Here is a 20,439-nt window from a genome sequence, read left to right as displayed (position 1 = left end):
CCGCCCCCTCAAGGGGGCAACCACCAGCGGACTGGCCAAGCCAGATCCGCGGTGGTTTGCTTGATCGCGGTGCGCCGCGTGAGTGCCTCGATCCATCACAAGGAAATTCATGCCACGCGCTGACCAGCTTCTCGTTCAACAAGGGCTCGTGCCCACCCGCTCGGCGGCCCATCGGCTGATCGACGCCAGCGCGGCGCAGTGGCTCGGCCCCAAAGGCTGGACCACGCTGCGCAAGGCGGGCGAAGACCTGCCCGAGGACGCGCAGCTGCGCGTGACCAACGACGACGAGCTGCGCTGGGTGTCCCGCGCCGGCCTCAAGCTCGAAGGCGCCCTGGCGCACATCGGCCTGAACGTGGCGGGCATGACCTGCCTGGACGTGGGCCAGAGCACGGGCGGCTTCACCGACGTGCTGCTGACGCAAGGCGCCGCCCGCGTGGTGGGGGTGGAAGTGGGCCACGGCCAACTCCACGACAAGCTCAAGGCCGACGACCGCGTGGCCTGCCTGGAGAACGTCAACGCCCGCGAGCTGGACGCCAGCCCGCTGCGCGAACACGCCCCGACCGACGGCTTCGACCTGATCGTGGCCGACCTGTCCTTCATCGCGCTCTCCAAGATCGTGCCGCACCTCGGCCCCTGGCTGAAGCCGGGCGGTCAGGTCGTCATGCTCATCAAGCCGCAGTTCGAGGTCGGCAAGGAGCACGTCGGCAAGGGTGGCGTGGTCAAGGACCCGGCTCAGCACGCCCGCGCCCGCGACATGGTGCGCCGTGCCTGCACCGACCTGGGCTGGAAGGTCCACAAGGGCTTTGCCAGCCCGATCGCAGGCGGCGACGGCAACCTCGAGTTCTTCATCTGGGCGCAATCGCCCGTGCCCGACCAAGAGTGAGTCCATGACGACCCTGACGCGTTCGCAGCCTGCGCTGCCCATCAGCATGGAGTTCTTCCCGCCCAAGACCCCCGAGGGCGTGGACAAGCTGGCCGCCGTGCGCCAGCAGCTCTATCCACTGAAACCCACTTACTGCTCGGTGACGTATGGTGCCGGCGGCTCCACCCAGGACGGCACGCTGCAGACGGTGTGCGCCATCCTGCGTGAGGGCTTCGATGCCGCGCCGCACTTCTCGTGCATCGGCGCCAGCAAGGACGGCGTGCGCGCCCAGCTGCAGCAGTTCAAGGCCGAAGGCATCCGCCGCATCGTGGCGTTGCGAGGCGACCTGCCCAGCGGCTACGGCGGCTTCGGTGAGTTCCGCTATGCGTCCGACCTGGTGGCCTTCATCCGCGCCGAGACGGGCGACCACTTCCACATCGAAGTGGCCGCCTACCCCGAGATGCACCCGCAGGCCCGCAACCCGCAGGCCGACCTGAATGCCTACGTCACGAAGGTGAAGGCTGGGGCCAACGCCGCGCTCACCCAGTACTTCTACAACAGCGACGCCTACTTCCGCTTCGTGGACGAGGCGGCCGCGCTGGGCGCCGACATCCCGGTGATCCCCGGCATCATGCCGATCACCAACAGCAGCCAGTTGCTGCGGTTCTCGGACGCGTGCGGCGCCGAGATCCCGCGCTGGATCCGCAGCCGGCTCGAAGGCTTCGGCGACGACAAGGCCTCGATCCAGGCCTTCGGCCTCGATGTGGTGACGGACCTGTGCGACCAGCTGCGCTGTGCGGGCGTGCCGGGGCTGCACTTCTACACGATGAACCAGGCCGGCCCGGTCAAGGCCATCTGCGAGCGCCTGGGCCTCACGCCCTCCGCGTGAGTGCTGCTGCCGGGCGGTGTGTCGCCCGGCGTTGCGCGGACGCATCACCGATGTCTGATCTGACGCAAAGCACCCGGGGCGCTGCCCCTCGCGCGGCCCCGGCCCGGGTGGCGACTTGATGCAGCACAAGTCCGGGCGACGTTCCGCTTGCTGCAATGATGTCATGGAAAGCCCTCCGGCGATCCACAAGCCACTGAACAAGAAGGAACGACCATGAGCACCATCTTCACCCGCTCGAGCCTGATCGCCGCAGTTGCCCTGGCCTGCGCCGCCCTGACCCCCGCCGTCTCGCAAGCCGCTGCCGGTGACATCGTGGTGCGTGCCCGCGCGCTGTACCTGGAGCCGGCCAACGAAAGCACCGGCCCCATCGTCCCGGACAACGCCATCAAGGTGAACTCGAAGTACATCTGGGAAGTGGACGCTTCTTACTTCGTCACCAACAATCTTGCATTGGAACTGATCGCCACTTCGCCGCAGAAGCACACTGTTTACGCAGGTGATGCGAAGCTCGGCACCCTGCGCCACTTGCCTCCTACGCTCACGCTGCAATACCACTTCGCGCCTGACCATCCCACCGTGCGCCCCTACATCGGCGCGGGCGTGAACTACACGCGCTTCTCGGCAGTGAAGCTGACTTACCCGGACGGCAACGCTCTCAAGCTGGAAGAGAGCAGCTGGGGGACGGCCTTCCAGATCGGTGCTGACTTCCCGATCACCAAGGAACTCGCGCTTAACGTGGACTTTAAGAAGATCGATATCCGCGCCGATGTGACCCACCCGGTTGCTGGCAAGGCCGCCACCGTGAAGGTTGACCCGATCGTCTTCGGCATCGGCCTCGGCTACCGCTTCTGATGGCGCTGCACCGGCCCGGCCGGTGCGCCGCTTGAAACGGCCCCCGCAAGGGGGCTTTTTTGTGTGCGTCAGGAACGCAGGGGCGAAAGCGCGAGCAATCCTGGCCCAAGGCGCCCGGATGCTGCCCCACGCTTGGGGGGTGTTTAAGGGTCAACGATATGGGGTGGGGCGTGCGCCCGCTGCAGCATGGTTTCAACTGCCTTGTGGCAGTGCCAACCAACAACTGCAATCTAAGGTGATACACATGCACAGCACCCTGACCCGGCTCGCGCAAGCGGGCGTGGCGGTGGCGGCCCTGACGGCCGGCGCAGCCGTTCATGCGGCGGCCTTCACGGCGCCCACCCAGGCCGTTCTGACCCTCAGCTCCGACATCACGCAACTGCTGACCGGCGCGACCTTCTCGTCGGTCGGCGACGCCACGTACGATGCCAGCTCGAACAAGCTGAGCGAGGCGTTCACGGCCGTTTCCCTCAGCAGCCCCTCGGCGGCGGACTTTCTGGGCAACACCAGCGCCAGTTCGGGCTTCAACCTGAACTACAAGACCTCGGTGCTGAGCATCACCAACATCAGCTACAGCCAGGCGAGCAAGTCGCTCTCCGGCACGCTGGCGCTGGATGGCAGCGTCAAGTACACCGGGCAGCTGCTCACCTCGGCCTCGGCCTCTGTCTCCGAAAACTTCAATGCCGCGCTGGGCACGGGCTACCTGAGCACCGGCCAGCTGTTCCTGACGGATGGCGCGGCCACGGCCATGCTGTCGGCCTTCGGTCTGCCCACGCTGGCCTTCTATGTGAACACCGCCAAGAGCATCAACTTCGGCACGTTCGCGGCCGATGTGACGGGCCCGACCCCGGCGGTGCCGGAGCCCTCGACGTACGCCCTGATGGGCGTGGGCCTGCTGGGCGTGGCCGTGGCCACGCGACGCCGCACCCGCTGAGCTGCACCGCGCTCCGCTTGAATCAGGCGCCCCCTCGCGGGGCGCCTTTGTTTTGTCTCGCTTTCCGCCGTGCCGGCATGCGCGGTCAGCGCAGCCCCGTTCAGCCGCCCCAGACCCCGGACGGGGTCAACACCGCCAGCAGCGGGATGTCGTGCGGGGCCGGCATCAGGTCGGTGTCTGCCAGCTGGCCTTCGTCCCATGCGAGGCCAATGGCCGTCACACCGGGGTGCGCAGCCAGGTAGCGGTCGAAGTATCCGCCCCCGTAGCCCAGGCGGAACCCGGCGGCCGTGAAGCCCAGGCAGGGCACCAGCACCACGTCCGGTTCCACGGTCTTCGTCGTGGCAGGGCTCGGCAGGCCGCATTCATCCACGCCGTCCGGCTCCCCACCGGTCCAGGGGCGATACGTCATGACCACCGGATCGCGTTGCGCAAAGGGCAGGGCGAGGCCGCAGTGCCATGTGGACAGGGCCGACAAGGCGACATCCCTTGGGTTAAATTCTCCCTTGACCGGCCAGTACAGACCCAGGGTCTGAGGCTCGAGTTGCGCCAGCACGGCCTGCAGCCGATCGGCCAGGGCCTGTTGTGCCGTTTCGGCGGCCGGGGTGGTGGCCCAGTCGCGCCGCGCCGCCAGCAGGCGGCGGCGCAGCAGGGTGCGGGCATCGGCATCGGGGGCAGCGGTCAAGGTCATCCAACAAGGTCCATCAATTGAGCACGTCCCGACAGTATCCGTCCCGCGCGCGGCGCATCCCGCTTCCCTCTGCCCGGCATGGCGGCTGGTTGGCTGCGGCCCGCCTGGCATGGGCCGCGGCCACGGCCGGCGTGCTGACCGCGCTGGGGGGGCTGACTGCCCCCGCGGCCCTCGGCGGGCTGGCCGCGGTGACGCCCACGTTTGCGGGCGCGCAGACGGCCGCGGTCAACGACACCCTCATCCTCGAGGCGCGCGAAGCCTGGCGCCTGCGGGATCGCCAGCGGCTGACCAGCGCCCGTGACGGCCTGATCGCCACCGCCCATCCACTGGCGCCCTGGGCCGACTACTGGCTGTACCTGCTGCGCCAGTCCGAGATCACCCCGGTCGAGGTCGACGCCTTCCTGGCGCGCTGGCCGGACGCCTACGTGGCCGACCGCGCTCGCAATGACTGGTTGCTGGAGCTGGGGCGGCGGCGGGACTGGTCGACCTTCGTGCGCATCCAGCCCACTTTCCGCATGAACGACGACCGCGAGGTGCTCTGCCTCGGCTTGCTGGCGCGCCAGCAGCTGGGTATCCCGCTGGAGGGCGGCGACCTGCGGGAGCAGGCCCGCCAGGCCTGGTGGACGCAGAAAGACCCGGATCAGGGCTGCGATGCCATGGCCCAGACGCTGCTGGCCGCCGGCGTGCTGACCCAGGCGGACGTGTGGGTGAAACTGCGCCTGGCGCTCGAGGCCGACAAGTTCAAGACGGTGCAGCAGAGTGCCCGCCTGCTGGGTGAGCCGCTGGCGCAGGCGGTGGCGCGGGTGATCGGTCAGCCGGCCGCCCTGCTGATGCCGACTGCGGCCGCAGCAGGCGGAACCGCCGCGCGAGGCAGCGAGGCGCCGGGTGCCGTCATGGGGGCTCCCGGCACGCCTGCACGCAAGGCGCCGGTGTCGAAGGCGCGGGCCCGCAACCGGCCTGCACCTCAGCCCATTCCCCTGGCCTTGCCCGAGCCGATCGAAGCCCAGCTCAACCTGCTGGCCTTCATCCGCTGGGCCGGCACCGACACGACGGCCGCGGCGGCCGCCATCCAGGACAACACGCTCCGACAGCGCTGGCACTGGCAACCCGAAGAAGCCGGCTGGGCATGGGCGCAACTCGGGCGTTCGGCCGCCTGGCGCCTGAACCCGGAGGCCCCGGCGTACTTCCAGCGCGCGCTGACCGACCGCGGCCTGGCCCTCGGGACAGGTGGACGCATCCCCGTGAGCTGGTCGGCCGAGACGCTGGCATGGATGGCCCGGGCTGCCCTGCGTGCGGCCTCGGCGGGCCAGCCTGCGGCGTGGGCCCAGCTCGAGCAGGCCCTGGATGCCATGGCGCCCGAACAGCAGGCCGACCCGGCGTGGGCCTACTGGCGTGCCAAGGCGCTGCAGGCCCGGGCGGCACAGGCCTCGGCCGAGCCGGCCCGCAAGGAGCTGCGCGAGCGGGCCCGCGCGCAGCTGCAGCGCGTGGCGCACCCGCTGACCTTTTACGGTCAGCTGGCGGCCGAAGAGCTGCACGGCACCCCGGCGCGCGCCCCCGCCACCCCGGCGCCGTTCACCGAGGTGGAGCTGGCCCAGGCGCGTGCCGTGCCCGGCACCGACCGCGCGCTGCGCCTGTTCGATCTCGGCTGGCGTGGCGAGGCCGTGCGCGAATGGAACTACACCCTCACCTGGGGCAAGCCCGGTGGCATGGCCGACCGTGACATCCTGACCATGGCCGAACTCGCCTGCCAGCGCGAGATCTGGGACCGCTGCATCAACGGCAGCGAACGCACCCGCAACGAAGTGAGCCTGGCCCAACGCTATCCCACGCCCTTCCGGCAGGACATCCTCTCGGCGGCCCGTGATGTGGGCCTGGACCCCGCCTACATGCTGGGGCTGATCCGGCAGGAGTCACGCTTTCTGGTGGCCGCCCGCTCGCACGTCGGGGCATCGGGGCTGATGCAGGTGATGCCCGCCACCGCCGCCTGGACAGCGCGCAAGCTCGACATCGCCTACCAGCCCGACCTGCTCACCGACAGGCAGACCAATCTGCGCATCGGCGCGGGCTACCTCAAGCTGGTGCTGGACGACTTCCAGGGCATGCAGGCGCTGGCCGCCGCGGCCTACAACGCCGGCCCGGGCCGTCCGCGGCGCTGGCGCGAAGGGCCACGCACCGAGGCCGCGGCCTGGGTCGAGAACATCCCGTTCACCGAAACCCGCGATTACGTCAAGAAGGTGTTGTCCAACGCGGTGGTCTATGCCCACCTGCTGCACGGCAAGCCCCTGTCCCTGCGTGAGCGCCTGGGCGCCAGCGTCGGCCCGCGTGCCGGCACCGCACCGCCCAGCGCCACCGACCTGCCCTGAAACCACCCGGAGACCCGACATGCAACGCATCCTCATCCTGGGCGGCACCGGCTTCGTGGGCCGGGCCCTGTGCGAGCACATCCCCCACAGCCCGGCCCTGGCCGGCGCGCGCGTGCTGGTGCCCAGCCGCCGGCGTGAACGCGGCAAGCACCTGTTTCCGCTGCCCCATGTCGACGTGGTGGACGCCAACGTGCACGACGAGGCCACCCTGGTGCGCCTGCTGGCCGGGTGCGATGCCGTGGTCAATCTGGTGGCCATCCTCCACGGTACGCCGCAGGCCTTCCGCGCGGCCCATGTCGATCTGGTCCAGCGGCTGGTGGGCGCCTGCCTCAAGACCGGTGTGCGGCGCCTCGTGCACGTCAGCGCGCTCGGCGTGCCGGACGACCCGGCTCAGGCGCCGTCGAACTACCTGCGCAGCAAGGCCGAAGGCGAGGGCGTGCTGCGTCAGGCAGCGGCGAGCGGCCTGAGCGTCGGCATCCTGCGGCCCAGCGTGATCTTCGGGGCGCAGGACCGCTTCCTGAACCTGTTCGCGGCCCTGCAGCGCCTGTTTCCCGCCATGCCGCTGGCGGGCAGCCAGGCGCGCTTCCAGCCCGTGTGGGTCGAGGACGTGGCCGCCGCGTTGGTGAAGCTGCTGGAGGGCGGGCAGACCGGCGTCTACGAGGCGGCCGGCCCGCAGGTGCTGACGCTGGCCGAGCTGGTGCAGCGCGCGGGCCGATGGAGCGGGCATGCGCGCCCGGTGCTGCCCATTCCCGACTTTGCGGGGCGCATGCAGGCCACGATGATGGGCCTGCTGCCGGGCGAGCCGCTGATGTCCACCGACAACCTCGACTCGATGAAGGTGCCCAATGTGGCGAGCGGGCGCCTGCCGGGTCTGGCCGAGCTGGGCGTCACGCCGCATGCGCTCGATGCCGTCGGCCCGGGCTACCTGGGCGAAGCCGGGGCCATGGCGCGGCAGATGGACCTGTGGCGCTCGCTGGCGCGGCGCGGCTGAGGCACAGCCTGCAGAAGCGGCAACGCCGCCCGGAGGCGGCGTTGGTCAACGCGAGGCGGTCGAACTCAGGCGGCAGCCAGCAACTGGGCCGTGTCGAACACGCTGCTCATGGGCGGCAGGTTCATGATCATCGGTTGCGGCGCGTTCTTCGAAATCTTCACCGGCTTGGCGTTCGGGTCGTTCTGGGCCACGTCGGCCTTGTCCCAGTTGCCGGCCGATTCCTTGCCCGACACGGCGATCGAGTAGAAGACGCGGAACGGCACCTTGCGCTCGCCCCAGAAATCAGCGGCGTCTCGGAAGGCGTCGAGCAGCTGTTCGCGGCTTTCGCGGTCGTAACGGGCGCCATCGGGGATCAGTTCCAGCACCACGACAAAGCCCGGCTGGGGGCCTGACTTGTGCACGGTGTCGGTGATGCAGTCGTACAGCGCGTCCAGGTTCTTGCCGAAGTGGTCCGGGAAGAGGAAGTCACGGGCGATGATGTCCAGCACGTCCTGCTTGCTCTGAGCGCCGCTCAGGTTGGTGTACAGGAAATGCTGGCCAGCCGCGTTGGCCGCCTGTTGCAAGTCTTCCGGGCGGTAGGCGCGGATGGATTGAACGATGTTGGTTCGAACGGATTGCAACAACATGATCGCTGGGGCCACGAAGCGGAAGACGCTGAGCGCCTGCGCCCCGGTGGGCCGATGAGAAGGTATGAAGAAAGAACGAAGATGGGGTCGACCGGGATGACCGGTCAGCGCCGCGGATCAATGGTCAGGAAGCTCTGGTAGTGATCCTCGGTGTAGAAACAAGTTTCAGGTTGACGAAGCTCATGCCCGCCACAAACAATGCGCCGGGCCCCCCGGTCGCGCGAGCCCGGCGTGGGCACGGTGTACTCACGGTAAAAGCCGCGTGGCTGCCGGGGCAGGGCACGCTCGCGGTTGAAGAACACCGTGCCGTCCTTGTCGTAGCGGAACGGGCCGCCCTGGTGGATGCGTCCGTAAACGTCCTGGGCCTGACGCGGCAGGGAGGACAGGGGCGCAACCGCCAGACCGGACGGGCTGGACAGCTCGGTGTCTTGCGGGGTACTGCGACGAGCCTGCGCCGAATCGGGCACGAGGCCCAGACTCAGGCTGGCTCCCATCAACAGGGACAGGGCCACGCGGGCGACGCAACCGGCCAGCTTGTGGTGGCCGTTCAGGCGCCCCGGTCGGGTCAGGGAAGCGGGCTGGGTAAGCAAACCGCGACCACTTGGCGACGGATCCCGGGTCAGCTTGGAGGGCACCATGTTGCTGTGTTTCCAGCCTTGATCGGTCAGCAATGCAGCACTTCGACAAAGACGAGATGCTATAGAAATCGGCCCAAAAGCTCAAGGCCCCGGTGCCTCAAAAAGGGGCAGACGGGGCCTTTTGATCCCGCTGGAGCGGGTGTGCTATAAGCCCGCCGCCCCGTTTCCGGGGGGCGGGCATGCGCCTTTCAGCGCACCGCGTTGGCGTCGGCCACGGTCATGGCCGTCATGTTGACGATGCGGCGCACGGTGGCCGAGGGCGTCAGGATGCACACCGGCTTGGCCGCACCCAGCAGCACGGGGCCCAGCGCGATGCCGTTGCCCGCCGCCACCTTCAGCAGGTTGTAGGCGATGTTGGCGGCGTCGATGTTCGGGCACACCAGCAGGTTGGCCTCGCCGGTCAGGGTGCTGTGCGGCATCAGCTCGGCGCGGTAGGCGGCGTCGAGCGCGGTGTCGCCGTGCATCTCGCCGTCGATCTCCAGCCACGGAGCCTGCTGCTGGATCAGCCCCAGGGCCTCGCGCATCTTCACGGCCGAAGGCTGGTTGCTCGAGCCGAAGTTCGAGTGCGACAGCAGCGCGGCCTTCGGGCGCTGGCCGAAACGCATCATCTCCTCGGCGGCCATGATGGTGATCTCGGCGATCTGCTCGGCCGTCGGGTCGTAGTTGATGTGCGTGTCGAGGATGTTGACGGTGCGTCCCGGCAGGATCAGGCCGGTCATGGCGGCGTAGGTCTTCACACCCTGGCGCTTGCCGATGACCTGGTCGATGTAGTTCAGGTGCATCGAGGTCTGGCCCCAGGTGCCGCAGATCAGGCCATCGGCGTCGCCCTTGTGCACCAGCATCGAGCCGATCAGCGTCAGGCGGCGGCGCATCTCGATCTTCGCCATCTGGGCCGTGACGCCCTTGCGCTCGGTCAGGCGGTGATACGACTGCCAGTACTCGCGGTGGCGCGGGTCGTATTCGGTGCTGACCACGTCGTAGTCGACACCGGCCTTCAGGCGCAGGCCGAAGCGCTCGCAGCGCTGTTCGAGCACGGCGGGGCGGCCCACCAGGATCGGACGGGCGAGGCCTTCGTCCACGACGATCTGGGCGGCGCGCAGCACACGTTCCTCTTCGCCCTCGGCGTAGGCAATGCGCTTGGCCTTGGCGCGCTTGGCCACGCTGAAGATCGGCTTCATCGTGGTGCCCGAGGCGTAGACAAAGCTCTGCAGCTTCTCGCCGTAGGCCACGAAGTCCTTGACCGGACGGGTGGCGACGCCGGATTCCTCGGCGGCCTTGGCCACGGCCGGCGCGATCTTCATCATCAGGCGCGGGTCGAACGGCTTCGGAATCAGGTATTCGGGGCCGAAGCTCAGCGTGGCGCCCACGTAGGCGGCGGCCACGACGTCGCTCTGCTCGGCCTGAGCCAGCTCGGCGATGGCGTGCACCGCGGCGATTTCCATCTCATCGGTGATGGTGGTCGCGCCGGAATCCAGCGCGCCGCGGAAGATGTACGGGAAGCACAGGACGTTGTTGACCTGGTTCGGGAAATCCGAACGGCCCGTGGCCATGATGGCGTCGTCGCGGACGGCCTTGACCTCTTCGGGCAGGATTTCCGGCGTGGGGTTGGCCAGCGCGAAGATGATGGGGCTGTCGGCCATGCGCGCGACCATGTCGGCCTTGAGCACGCCACCGGCGGACAGGCCGAGGAAGATGTCGGCGTCGGCAATGACCTCGGAAAGCTTGCGCTGTTCGGTCTTCTGGGCGAACTGGGCCTTGTCCGGGTCCATCAGTTCTGTGCGCCCCTCGTACACGACGCCGGCCAGGTCGGTCACCCAGATGTTTTCGCGCGGCAGGCCGAGCTTGACGAGCAACTGCAGGCAGGCGAGGGCTGCGGCGCCCGCGCCCGAGGTCACGAGCTTGACCTTCTTGATGTCCTTGCCGACGACCTTCAGGCCGTTGAGCAGGGCCGCGCCCACGACGATGGCGGTGCCATGCTGGTCATCGTGGAAGACGGGGATGTTCATCCGCTCACGGAGCTTGCGCTCGACGTAGAAGCAGTCGGGCGCCTTGATGTCTTCCAGGTTGATGCCGCCGAACGTGGGTTCGAGCGCAGCGATCACCTCGACGAGCTTGTCCGGGTCCTTTTCGTTGATCTCGATGTCGAAGACGTCGATGTCGGCGAACTTCTTGAAGAGGACGGCCTTGCCTTCCATCACCGGCTTGGCGGCCAGCGGGCCGATGTCGCCCAGACCCAGCACGGCGGTCCCGTTGGTGATGACCGCCACGAGGTTGCCGCGGCTGGTGTACTTGAACGCGTTCGCGGGGTTCTCGACGATCTCTTCGCAAGGCGCGGCAACGCCAGGCGAGTAGGCCAGGGCCAGATCACGCTGGTTGGTGAGCTGTTTGGTGGCGCTGATCGCGAGCTTGCCGGGTGTCGGCAGCTCGTGGTACTCGAGCGCGGACTTTTTGAGTTCGGCTCGTTTCTGCTCAGGTGTGGTCATAGAGGGGACTTGCTCCGTGGTGACGGCCGAAAGCGGTCGCCGGAGGAGGGATTTTAGGAAGTTTCCCTGGCGCAGGGGGATGTGGATGCCCGCATGGGTGAGGGAAGTGCGCTTTGCGCACCGGCGGCGCCTCTCAGGCAGCGGAGAGATGGCAGCTGGTACGCCGGCTCACCGTGAGCTTGTCACGTTGGCGCCCTCTCTCTCAGGGCGATTGGCCATCTGGCCGATGAACAAGCCGGGAAACCCCAGCTAACTGACATTCCAGGTTCACGTTAATTCACACAGAATGTCCTTTGTGACTGCAGTGACATTTGGTTTCCTGGCGAAGCCGCTGCTGCAGTTGTTTCAAACCGGCCTTCAAGGAGATGGCGTTGACGACTTGGCGTAAGCAGCCCTGGACATGGGCGAAGACAGCGGTAGGCGTGGCGGTGGTGGCGACCCTGGCGGCATGCGGTGGTGGCGGTGGGAGCAGCTCCACCCCGCCGTCGACCAGCACGGCCAGTGTGTCGGGTGTGGCGTCGAAGGGGTTGATGCGCAATGCGGTGGTGTCGGCCTATGCCGTCAAGGCGGACGGCACCGTCGATCGGTCGAAGGCACTGGCCACCGACCGCACGGACAATGCCGGTCTCTATGAACTGCGCGGGCTGCCCGCAGGGCAGGTTGTGGTCATCGAAGTGGTGGCCGACGACCAGACCCGCATGGACGATGAGGCGACGGGCGCCGTGATCACTCCGGTGGCCGGGTTCACGATGCGCGCGGCCGCCGTGCCCGAAGCCGGTGGCACCGCGAGCGTGCAGGTCACGCCGTTCTCCGAAATGGCTGTGGCGATTGCCGAGAAGAATGCCGGTGGCCTGAAGGTCGACACCGTGGCGGCTGCCAACGCGCAGGTCGTGCTGTTCGTCGGCGGCACGGACGTGCTGAAGGAAAAGCCGGAGTTTGACGCGGTCACCAAGGCGCCGCTGAACGCCGCCGCCGTGGCGCTGGCGGCCGTTTCCAAGCTCGCCGAGCGCGGCGGGCTGGGTTGTAGCGCCCCCACTTCCCAGCTCAGTGTGCCGGGCCGTGCAACGGCGGCGACCGCCGCGCCGGTCGACCAGGCAGATGCGGTGAAGTGCGTGGTCGAGAGGCTGGCTGCCCTGGGCACCGAGGATGCCACGCCGGGCGACGGTCTGGGCGTAGCGGACGAACTGGACAGCGCTCGTACGGGCATCATCGCGCAGGTGGGCTACACCGGCACCGTGCCACCGGTGACATCGCAGACCACCCTCGAGCCGGGCAGCGTGTCCACCGACGTCGCGGGCTACATCCGTGACGCCAAGGCGCTCATCGGCTCGCTGCGCACGACGGGCACCACGCTGGGCGACAAGACCGACAACGGCATTGCCGCGCGTCTGAGGGCGGTGGGCAATGCGTTCGACAACCTGGTGGCTCCGCTGGACCGCAGCTCGTGGACCCAGATCGTCACCTCGCTGGCTGCCACGAACGTGTTGGACAAGGGACAGGATCCTGCGGTCTTCTCCAACATCACGAAGGACGGGCAGGGGCGCTTCAACCTGTTCAGCTTGGTCACAGACCTGGCCAGCGAAGTCGGCACCACCCCGGTCATCTGTCGCTTCACGACTGACAACACGTTCAACACGGCGGCCACGCTGCCCTCGCGCTTCCTGGTCTGCCGCGCCACGTATGCCGTGGTGGATGCGTCGTTGCCACTGCCCGACGGCGTCGGCCTTTCGAACAACAAGGTGGCATTCCAGCATCACATGAAATTCACGCTGAGCGACACGGGCGACAGCGTGGCCGTGCAAAGCCGCTTGATTCGTCAGTTCGGCACGATGGGCGGGGCGGGCTTTATGGCAGGCCTGGAATCCGATGCGCGGCCTCTGAAGATCCTTGGAACGGATAATGATGGCACCAAGGAGTTCTCGACGGCCACGGCCACGCGCACCTGCCAGCGCAGCGGCGGCCTGATCACCTCGTGCTCGGCGTTCGGCATCACGGGCACCATGGCGGCCGGGCTGAACGTCGAGCCGGGCGTCGGCTTCTTCTCGCGCGGCACGCACCAGGAGATCACCGTCAACTTCGCGTCGTCGGTGTCCGGCACGGACCTCACCAAGCTCGCCACCACGGCCGAATTCAAGGTGATGAACGGTACGACCAGCCTGTCCACGCTGGCCCTCAAGCCCGGCTCGGAAGTCATCGCCAAGACCGCCACGCCGGGTGACGTCTACGCGGTGTCGTCGGCCCTGGTCGACATGGCGAAGGCCAGTGCCAAGTTGATCGTGGAAGGCGTGGCCGAGGACGGTGCCACGCTGACCGGTACCCTGAACGCGAGCAGCTTCATTCCGGATGCGATTGGCCGTGCCGTGCCGACGGCGGCTTCCTTCCAGGGCGTGGTCAAGGATAAGACTGGCGCCAAGCTGTTCGATGGCACCTTGAGCGCCATCATGCCGGAGTACCTGCAGCTCAATCAGGGCAACGGTTGGTCGGTGACGCTCAACGGCACGCTGTTGACCGCCAGCACCAACGCCCTGACGCTGAACCTCACGGCCACGCAGGAAGACTATGACGCGGCCACCGGCAAGCGCACGCTGACGCTGGCGGGCACATACAGCGAGAACGGCAGCACGAAGATCAGCCTGAATGGCACGGTCGATGAGCTCAACTCTGACAACACGACGCTGACATTCGCCACGGCCTCGGGGGTGACCTTCACGGTCAAGCCCGGCGACAAGCTGATCGACCTGGTGAAGGGCAGCAGCCAGGTGGGTCGCTACGACGTCGACAAGAGCCTGCTGGTCTACGCCGACAACAGCTACGAGCGCTTCTGATCGTTCGGATTGAGTGAAGCGTGTGGGCCCCCGGCGACGGGGGCCTTTTTTTCTGGCTTGCGCGGCAGGGCGATGTGGCATACCTGAGGCGACAGGCAAAGGAAACGACAGTGAAGAGCAACAATCGACGTCCCTTGCGATTGAAGGACACCGGACTGGCGCTCGCCCTGACGCTGTGCGCAGTGGCGGTCGGCGCCGCCGAAGTGGGGCCCTCGGGCTGGGCTGTGCGACCGTATGCGTCGGTGCGAGCCGAGGCCTGGTCCAACGGCGTGCCGGTCTTCCAGCTTGATGGCGACTGGTCGTCGGATTACCGGATGCGGCATGACACGCAGCGGGCGGAGGTGCAGGGCCGGGCCGAGGCCGGCGTGGCCGTTGCCTTCAGTGAAGCGGGGCGCGACAACCCGTGGCGCATTGGTGCGCTGGCTCGGGTGGACGGTACAGCGCGGCTGTCTGGCGAGGCCGCCCAGGTGCTGTACCACTACCAGAGCCGCACCGACCCCGACGCGCCCGTGCGTTACAACGCCGACACCAACCTGATGATGTGGGCCGGGCGTGGCGTGGCCCTTCACCTGCCTGCCGTGCGCATGGGGCAGCTGGGCCTGGAAGTCGGGTGGGATCAACTGATTCTGCAACGCCTGCGGACCATTCACAGCCAGGGGGAGGTGGGCTACCAGGCCGACGACAGCTATGCCTTCCGCGGGACGCTGCGCGACGACAACCATGAAGCGACAACCCCGTTCCTGCCTCCGGCGCGCGCACAGGGGCACGGCCAGGCGCTGTCCATGGCCTTGACATGGGCGCGGCCTGCAGGCGAGGCGGGGGCGCCGCTGTGGCCCGACCGATGGCGGCTCGATGTCCGCGATGTGTGGTCGCGGCTGACCTGGTCCGGGCTGATCCGTGACGACGCGGTGCTCGACAGTGCCGTGAGCACGCGCACGCCCGAAGGACGCATTGAATACAGGGCGGCGATCAACGGGCAGTACAGCCAGATCGAGGCGGTCAAGCGCATTCCGGTAGCCACGCGCTGGCAGGCCGACTGGGATCGAGCGAATGGCACCTGGACCTTGACCCTGGCCCACCGCATCGGCCTCTGGCAACGCTGGCTCGACTGGCAGTCCCCCGGCACGGTGCGCTTGCGCGTCGGGATGGAGCCGTTTGTCGGCGTGGCGCGCGTCGGGGTCGCCTGGCAGGGGCTGGAAGCATCGCTGATGAGCGGCTTTGGCGAGGCGTCGGGCCACGTGCGCGGCCTGCAGATGAGCTGGATGCTGGGTTTCTGATTCGGCAATCGTCTCATCCGGCGCGACAATCGACGCATGAGCCTGGGTGAATTCGAACTGATCGAGTCGTTTTTCTGGCGCCGGCCGGGGCAGGGCCCGCGGCGTGCTGTCGTGGGCAATGGTGACGACTGCGCCGTGATCGCGCCGGCGCCCGGCATGCAGCTGGCCGTTTCCACCGACACGCTGGTGGAGGGGCGGCACTTCCTGTCCACGGTCGACCCGCGCCGTCTGGGGCACAAGGCCCTGGCCGTCAACCTGTCCGATCTCGCCGCGTGCGGCGCGCAGCCGCTGGCCTTCACGCTGGCGCTCACGTTGCCGCGGGTCGATGCAACGTGGCTCCAAGCCTTTGCGCAAGGCCTGCTGGACCTGGCCGACGAGCACGAGTGCGAGCTGATCGGCGGCGACACCACGGCCGGGCCGCTGGCCATCGGCATCACGGTGATGGGCGAGGTGCCAGTCGGCCAGACGCTGTTGCGCAGCGGGGCCCGCGCGGGCGACGACATCTGGGTGAGCGGCTTCCCGGGCGAAGCGCGTCTGGCGCTCGAGGCCTTCCGCGGCACGTTGCACCCGGGGCTCAGCGGCGACGCCTTCGACGCCACGCGGCTCGCGATGGAGGCTCCGGACCCGCGCGTGGCGCTGGGTGTGGGCCTGCGCGGCGTCGCGTCGGCCGCGGTGGACGTGTCCGATGGCCTGTTGGGCGACCTGGGCCATGTGCTGCGGCGCAGCGGCGTCGGGGCCATGCTGGCGCTCGACACGTTGCCGCTCAGCCCCTGGCTCGCCGCACGCCCGCGTGCCGAGCAGCTGGATTGCATCCTTGCCGGCGGCGACGACTACGAACTCGTGTTCACGGCCCCGCCCGCGCGGCGCGAAGCGGTGGCGGCGCTGGGCGACACGCTCGGGCTGGTGCTCAGCCGCATCGGCCGCATCGAGGCCGAACCCGGCGTGCGGCTGCACGTGTCCGGGCTGGATGGTGAGGGCGACGCCACCCCCGTGCCCAACCGCTGGGCCTCGTTCGACCACTTCCGGGGCTGAGCCATGGAGACGCTTGTTTCGGCTCCCCGCCGCCCCGGTGTGCGTCTGCTGCTGAGCCACCCGGCGCACTGGATCGCCCTGGGCGCCGGCAGCGGCCTCAGTCCGATCGCGCCCGGCACTGTCGGCACGCTGTGGGGCTGGCTGGTCTTCGTGGCGATCGAGCAGGTGCTGGGCCAGGGCCGCCAGGCCGACCTGACCTGGGCCGCCATCCTGGCCATCGGCTGGCTGGTTGGCTGGTGGGCCTGCACGCGCACGGCCCGCAGCCTGCAGGTGGCCGACCCGGGCGCCATTGTGTGGGACGAGATCTGGGCGATCTGGCTGGTGCTGTGGGTGGTGGGGGCCGCAGACTGGCGCGGTCAGGCGCTGGCCGTGGCGGCCTTTCGCTTCTTCGACGCGGCCAAGCCGGGCCCGGTGGCCTGGGCCGACCAGCTGTTCAAGCTGCCCAAGGGCCAGCCCATCGGGTGGGCGCAGGGCCTGGGCATCATGTTCGATGACCTCGTGGCGGCGGGCTGCACGCTGCTGCTGCTGGCGCTGGCCGTGGTGGTGCGCCAGGGCGGCGTGTCGGCCGGCCTCTTGAGCTGACCAAGGAGCACACATGGACACACTCGCAACCCTGGGCCTTGTTGGCGACGTGGCCGCCCGCCTGCAGGCCCGTGGCTGGCGCCTGGCCACGGCCGAATCCTGCACCGGCGGCCTGATTGCCGCCGCCTGCACCGAGCTGGCAGGCTCCAGCCTGTGGTTCGAGCGCGGCGTGGTGAGCTACAGCAACGAGGCCAAGACGGCCTTGCTGGATGTGGCGCCCGCACTGATCGAGGCGCACGGCGCCGTGAGCGAGCCGGTGGCGCTGGCCATGGCGCAAGGGCTGCTGGCGCGCTCGCAGGCCGATGTGGTGGTGGCCGTCACCGGCGTGGCGGGCCCCACGGGGGGCTCGACCCTGAAGCCGGTGGGCACGGTGTGGTTTGCCTGGGCCACGGCGGCGGGGGCGCACGCCGAAGTCCGCGTCTTCCCCGGTGACCGGGCGGCCGTGCGCGAGGCCACGGTGCGCCATGCGCTGGCCGGGGTGCTGGCGCGCAGCGTGCCGCTCTGAAACGCGGGTCGCGGGCGCGGTCTCAGGCCCGTGGCGGCAGGCTGCTCGTGCGGAACATGCGCTCCAGCGCCACGTCGATCACCAGGCCCCACAGGCTGTAGAGCACCGAGCCGAGCAGCGCGCCGCCGAACCCGCTGACCTGAAAGCCGTCCAGCAGGCCCGACGCCATCTGGAAGGTGAGGGCGTTGATCACGAACAGGAAGAGCCCCAGCGTCAGCACCGTGACCGGCAGCGTGAGCAGGATGAGCACCGGGCGCACCACCGCGTTGAGCAAGCCGATGACAAAGGCCGCGAGCAGGGCCGAGCCGAAGCTGCGCACCGACAGACCCAGATCCCATTGGGTGAGCAGCACCAGGGCGCAAGCGAGCAGAAGCCAGCGAACGATCAGTTTCATGACACGAGCATAGCCCAGCAGCAACCGTGCGCAAGTTGACGCCGCGATGCACCCTGGGCCGCATTGGGTCAAGAACGCGCGCGTTGACGGTGTCACACTTTGAATGAACAGTCCGGCCGGAGCCGGGCCTGGAGTGCACAACGGTCATGCGAGCCCGGATGGCCCACCTCTTGAGCAGCGCGACACCCGCCCGCCGCATCCTGCTGGCCGTTGCGGTGTCGTTGCCGTTCTTTCTGCTGGTGCTGTTCATCCACGAACAGGCGCTGTCCCACCCTGCCGTGTCGCCCTACCTCGATACGGCGCTTGTGCGGGCCATGCAGTGGCCCATGCTGGGCGCGTCGCTGATCAACCTGGGCGTGGCGGCCTGGGTGTGGCCGCGGCGTGACGATGCTGCGCCGCTGGCCTGTGCCACGCTGCTGGTGTGCCTGACGATCGGCGGCACCTACACGCTGATCACCATTCTCTCGGGGCCCTACACCTCGCCGCCCAGCCTGGTGCTGGGCGGGGTGCTGCTGGTGGGGCTGCTGCTGTTCGATCGCCGCCCGGTCGCCATCACCTTCGCGGTGTGCATGGCCATGCTGCTGGCGCACGACGCGGGCGTGCTCGCTGGCTGGTGGGCCTACGCGCCCGGCCTGCGCCCTGCGCTGTTTCAAGACCCGGCGGCATCGGAGGCTTGGCGGGGCTGGCGCACCTTTGTTTTCGTGAGCGGCTTTGCGGTGCTGCTGGGGCTGGCGATGGTGCTGTTTGCCCGGCTGGACGCCCTGCATGGGCAACTCGACACGCTTTCGCACACCGACGCACTCACCGGTCTGGCCAACCGCCGCCGGCTGATGGAGGCGCTGGAGGCCGAAGTAGCGCGCCAGCGGCGCACTGGTCGGCCGTTCTGCCTCGTCATGATCGATGCCGACCACTTCAAGCGGGTCAACGACACCTGGGGCCATCTGCAGGGTGACATGGTGTTGCGTGGCCTGGGCCGGCTGCTGCTGGCCGGCGTGCGCAGCCCGACCGACCTTGCTGCCCGCCTGGGGGGTGAAGAGTTTGCGCTGTTGCTGCCCGACACCCGGCTGGACGAGGCCGAGGTGGTGTGCCAGCGCATGCGCGAGGCCCTGGCCCGAGAGCGCTTCGGCGATCCGCTGGCGCCGTTCACGATCACGGTGAGCATGGGTGGTGCGGTGTGCAGCAGCACCACGTCTCACCAGGCGCTGCGCGAGGCCGACCAGCAGCTCTATCTCGCGAAGGCGACCGGGCGCAACCGGATCTGCCTGCGAACAATCTTGGGGGCGGTCGCATGAAGGCCTGGCGCAGCGTCTGGCTCCAGCGGCTGGCGCACAGCCTCGTCGCGCACCACGACGCGCGGGGCGTGCTGCTGTTCGTGATGGGCGCCTGGCCGATGCTGGCCGTGCTGTGGCTGATGCAGACGGTGGCCCTGCTGGGCCTGGCCGGCACGCAACATTTTCACCGGCCGTGGCTGCTGGGGGTGCATGGGGCGCTGAGCGCGTTGATGGCGTGGCTGCTCGGCGTGGCGTGGTGGGCGTGGACGCGGCGCTGGCGGACGCCCGCGCAACCCGGTCTGGTGCGCTGGACGGTGTGGCCGGGTGTGCTCGGCGTGACGGCCCTCGGCCTGACCTATGGGTTGACCGACACCCCCATGGCCTTGGTGTTGATGGCGCAGATCGTTCTGGCACGATCCGTGTTCAAGTGGGCTCAGTTGCGTCCTGCGATCGTGGCGGCCTTCGTGCTGGTGGCCGTGGTCGGGCTCGATCGCCTGGGGCCCGGGCAGGACCTGTCGCCGATGCTGCGCGCGCCGGTGTTCTCTGGCGAGCCCATGGCCCCCTGGTGGCTCTGGTGGACCCGCATCACCTTCGCGGTGGCCATCGGACCGCACACCGCCATGATGTTCTTTTACGCAGGGGTGTTCGCGCGGCGCCAGCGCGCACTCGAGACGCTGGTCAGCGCGGACGGCCTCACCGGCCTGCTCAACCGGCGCGCCTTCCTCGAGCGCTTCGAGCGCGAGGCGCACCGCCAGGCGCGCAGCGGCCGGCCGCTCACGCTGCTCATGTTCGACATCGACCGCTTCAAGCTCGTCAACGACCGCCATGGGCATCCAGCCGGGGACACCGTGCTGGCCGAGTTCGGGCGCATCCTGCGCGACCACACCCGTGAGCGCGTCGACACCGCCGCCCGCTATGGCGGCGAGGAGTTCCTGCTGCTGTTGCCCGAAACCGACCTGGCCGGGGGCGAGCGCGTGGCCGCCAAGGTGTGCGACCACCTTCGCCAGCACACGTTCCAGGTCGACGCTGCAGCCTTTCACGTCACCGCGAGCGTGGGGGTCGCCCAAGTGGTGGAGGGCCACGCGGAAGCCGCCTTGCGTCTGGCGGACAACAACCTCTACGATGCCAAGCGGGCCGGGCGGGACCGCGTCGTGGGTGGCGTGGCCACTCCCGAGCCGGTACGACCCGGGACCGATCGGGCGGGGTTGTTTCAGTGATCAGACAGGC

General features: G+C 68.7%; 17 protein-coding genes and 1 pseudogene. 13 read left to right on the top strand and 5 right to left on the bottom strand.

Annotated elements, in window-relative coordinates:
- Positions 1–109 precede the first annotated feature (109 nt).
- The 4 genes from DEH84_RS17105 to DEH84_RS17090 all read left to right on the top strand — a co-directional run bounded on the left by DEH84_RS17105 (position 110) and on the right by DEH84_RS17090 (position 3,537).
- Positions 110–883 carry a TlyA family RNA methyltransferase gene (locus DEH84_RS17105; RefSeq protein WP_109038066.1) on the top strand — a complete coding sequence of 258 codons (774 nt, stop codon included), beginning with the start codon at positions 110–112 and terminating at the stop codon, positions 881–883.
- 4 nt (positions 884–887) lie between these two features.
- Positions 888–1,751, top strand: a complete 864-nt coding sequence (metF, locus tag DEH84_RS17100; RefSeq protein ID WP_109038065.1) for a methylenetetrahydrofolate reductase [NAD(P)H] — start codon at positions 888–890, stop codon at positions 1,749–1,751.
- Positions 1,752–1,964: 213 nt separating this feature from the next.
- Positions 1,965–2,603, top strand: coding sequence for an OmpW/AlkL family protein (locus tag DEH84_RS17095; RefSeq protein ID WP_109038064.1), 639 nt, complete (start codon positions 1,965–1,967; stop codon positions 2,601–2,603).
- 244 nt (positions 2,604–2,847) lie between these two features.
- A complete protein-coding gene (locus tag DEH84_RS17090; protein ID WP_159099028.1) occupies positions 2,848–3,537 on the top strand; it encodes a PEP-CTERM sorting domain-containing protein in 690 nt (229 codons plus the stop codon).
- A 100-nt stretch (positions 3,538–3,637) separates the two neighbouring features.
- Here the strand turns inward: DEH84_RS17090 and DEH84_RS17085 are convergent, their stop codons facing one another.
- Complete coding sequence (locus DEH84_RS17085) at positions 3,638–4,225, bottom strand: 5-formyltetrahydrofolate cyclo-ligase (protein WP_159099027.1); 588 nt, start codon at positions 4,223–4,225, stop codon at positions 3,638–3,640.
- Between the two features lie 17 nt (positions 4,226–4,242).
- On the opposite strand from DEH84_RS17085, the gene DEH84_RS17080 reads away from it, so the two are divergent.
- Together DEH84_RS17080 and DEH84_RS17075 are read left to right on the top strand one after the other, a co-directional pair.
- Positions 4,243–6,588, top strand: a complete 2,346-nt coding sequence (locus DEH84_RS17080) for a lytic transglycosylase domain-containing protein (protein WP_245932630.1) — start codon at positions 4,243–4,245, stop codon at positions 6,586–6,588.
- Between the two features lie 19 nt (positions 6,589–6,607).
- Positions 6,608–7,579 carry a complex I NDUFA9 subunit family protein gene (locus tag DEH84_RS17075; protein ID WP_109038060.1) on the top strand — a complete coding sequence of 324 codons (972 nt, stop codon included), beginning with the start codon at positions 6,608–6,610 and terminating at the stop codon, positions 7,577–7,579.
- Positions 7,580–7,818: 239 nt separating this feature from the next.
- On the opposite strand, the pseudogene DEH84_RS17070 reads toward DEH84_RS17075, so the two are convergent.
- The 3 genes and pseudogenes from DEH84_RS17070 to DEH84_RS17060 form a co-directional block, all read right to left on the bottom strand.
- A pseudogene (locus DEH84_RS17070) lies at positions 7,819–8,205 on the bottom strand (barstar family protein); the annotation flags it as partial.
- 104 nt (positions 8,206–8,309) lie between these two features.
- Entirely contained in the window at positions 8,310–8,699 is a 390-nt protein-coding gene (locus tag DEH84_RS17065; protein WP_109038474.1) for a guanyl-specific ribonuclease, read from the bottom strand.
- A gap of 332 nt (positions 8,700–9,031) precedes the next feature.
- The gene (locus DEH84_RS17060) at positions 9,032–11,326 is read right to left on the bottom strand and encodes an NADP-dependent malic enzyme (protein ID WP_109038058.1); all 2,295 of its coding nucleotides are present in this window, start codon (positions 11,324–11,326) and stop codon (positions 9,032–9,034) included.
- Positions 11,327–11,697: 371 nt separating this feature from the next.
- Here DEH84_RS17060 and DEH84_RS17055 point away from each other — a divergent pair, with 371 nt between their 5' ends.
- From DEH84_RS17055 to DEH84_RS17035, 5 genes are all read left to right on the top strand, one after another.
- Positions 11,698–14,151, top strand: a complete 2,454-nt coding sequence (locus tag DEH84_RS17055; protein ID WP_159099026.1) for a hypothetical protein — start codon at positions 11,698–11,700, stop codon at positions 14,149–14,151.
- Between the two features lie 110 nt (positions 14,152–14,261).
- Entirely contained in the window at positions 14,262–15,428 is a 1,167-nt protein-coding gene (locus DEH84_RS17050) for a hypothetical protein (protein ID WP_159099025.1), read from the top strand.
- Positions 15,429–15,470: 42 nt separating this feature from the next.
- Complete coding sequence (thiL, locus tag DEH84_RS17045; RefSeq protein WP_109038473.1) at positions 15,471–16,460, top strand: thiamine-phosphate kinase; 990 nt, start codon at positions 15,471–15,473, stop codon at positions 16,458–16,460.
- Positions 16,461–16,463: 3 nt separating this feature from the next.
- A complete protein-coding gene (locus DEH84_RS17040) occupies positions 16,464–17,042 on the top strand; it encodes a phosphatidylglycerophosphatase A family protein (protein WP_109038055.1) in 579 nt (192 codons plus the stop codon).
- Between the two features lie 13 nt (positions 17,043–17,055).
- Positions 17,056–17,547 (top strand): CinA family protein, encoded by a 492-nt coding sequence (locus tag DEH84_RS17035; protein WP_109038054.1) that lies wholly within the window; start codon positions 17,056–17,058, stop codon positions 17,545–17,547.
- A gap of 22 nt (positions 17,548–17,569) precedes the next feature.
- Here the strand turns inward: DEH84_RS17035 and DEH84_RS17030 are convergent, their stop codons facing one another.
- On the bottom strand, positions 17,570–17,941 hold the full coding sequence (locus DEH84_RS17030; RefSeq protein ID WP_109038472.1) for a phage holin family protein: 372 nt from the start codon (positions 17,939–17,941) through the stop codon (positions 17,570–17,572).
- Positions 17,942–18,099: 158 nt separating this feature from the next.
- Here DEH84_RS17030 and DEH84_RS17025 point away from each other — a divergent pair, with 158 nt between their 5' ends.
- Both DEH84_RS17025 and DEH84_RS17020 read left to right on the top strand, forming a co-directional pair.
- The gene (locus tag DEH84_RS17025) at positions 18,100–19,233 is read left to right on the top strand and encodes a GGDEF domain-containing protein (protein ID WP_218929739.1); all 1,134 of its coding nucleotides are present in this window, start codon (positions 18,100–18,102) and stop codon (positions 19,231–19,233) included.
- A complete protein-coding gene (locus tag DEH84_RS17020; protein WP_109038052.1) occupies positions 19,230–20,429 on the top strand; it encodes a GGDEF domain-containing protein in 1,200 nt (399 codons plus the stop codon). The genes DEH84_RS17025 and DEH84_RS17020 overlap by 4 nt, the downstream gene beginning before the upstream one ends.
- The last annotated feature ends 10 nt before the right edge of the window (positions 20,430–20,439 follow it).

Source organism: Aquabacterium olei, from assembly GCF_003100395.1.
GTDB lineage: Bacteria > Pseudomonadota > Gammaproteobacteria > Burkholderiales > Burkholderiaceae_C > Aquabacterium > Aquabacterium olei.
Note: the sequence above shows the minus strand (reverse complement) of the source record. Positions and strands in the feature narration are given on the sequence as shown.

Excerpts from the sequence above, each read along its gene's own strand:
- DEH84_RS17105 (WP_109038066.1), top strand. The coding sequence starts at position 110 with ATGCCACGCGCTGACCAGCTTCTCGTTCAACAAGGGCTCGTGCCCACC.
- metF (WP_109038065.1), top strand. The coding sequence starts at position 888 with ATGACGACCCTGACGCGTTCGCAGCCTGCGCTGCCCATCAGCATGGAG.
- DEH84_RS17095 (WP_109038064.1), top strand. The coding sequence starts at position 1,965 with ATGAGCACCATCTTCACCCGCTCGAGCCTGATCGCCGCAGTTGCCCTG.
- DEH84_RS17090 (WP_159099028.1), top strand. The coding sequence starts at position 2,848 with ATGCACAGCACCCTGACCCGGCTCGCGCAAGCGGGCGTGGCGGTGGCG.
- DEH84_RS17085 (WP_159099027.1), bottom strand. The coding sequence starts at position 4,225 with ATGACCTTGACCGCTGCCCCCGATGCCGATGCCCGCACCCTGCTGCGC.
- DEH84_RS17075 (WP_109038060.1), top strand. The coding sequence starts at position 6,608 with ATGCAACGCATCCTCATCCTGGGCGGCACCGGCTTCGTGGGCCGGGCC.
- DEH84_RS17065 (WP_109038474.1), bottom strand. The coding sequence starts at position 8,699 with ATGGGAGCCAGCCTGAGTCTGGGCCTCGTGCCCGATTCGGCGCAGGCT.
- DEH84_RS17060 (WP_109038058.1), bottom strand. The coding sequence starts at position 11,326 with ATGACCACACCTGAGCAGAAACGAGCCGAACTCAAAAAGTCCGCGCTC.
- DEH84_RS17040 (WP_109038055.1), top strand. The coding sequence starts at position 16,464 with ATGGAGACGCTTGTTTCGGCTCCCCGCCGCCCCGGTGTGCGTCTGCTG.
- DEH84_RS17035 (WP_109038054.1), top strand. The coding sequence starts at position 17,056 with ATGGACACACTCGCAACCCTGGGCCTTGTTGGCGACGTGGCCGCCCGC.
- DEH84_RS17030 (WP_109038472.1), bottom strand. The coding sequence starts at position 17,941 with ATGAAACTGATCGTTCGCTGGCTTCTGCTCGCTTGCGCCCTGGTGCTG.
- DEH84_RS17025 (WP_218929739.1), top strand. The coding sequence starts at position 18,100 with ATGGCCCACCTCTTGAGCAGCGCGACACCCGCCCGCCGCATCCTGCTG.
- DEH84_RS17020 (WP_109038052.1), top strand. The coding sequence starts at position 19,230 with ATGAAGGCCTGGCGCAGCGTCTGGCTCCAGCGGCTGGCGCACAGCCTC.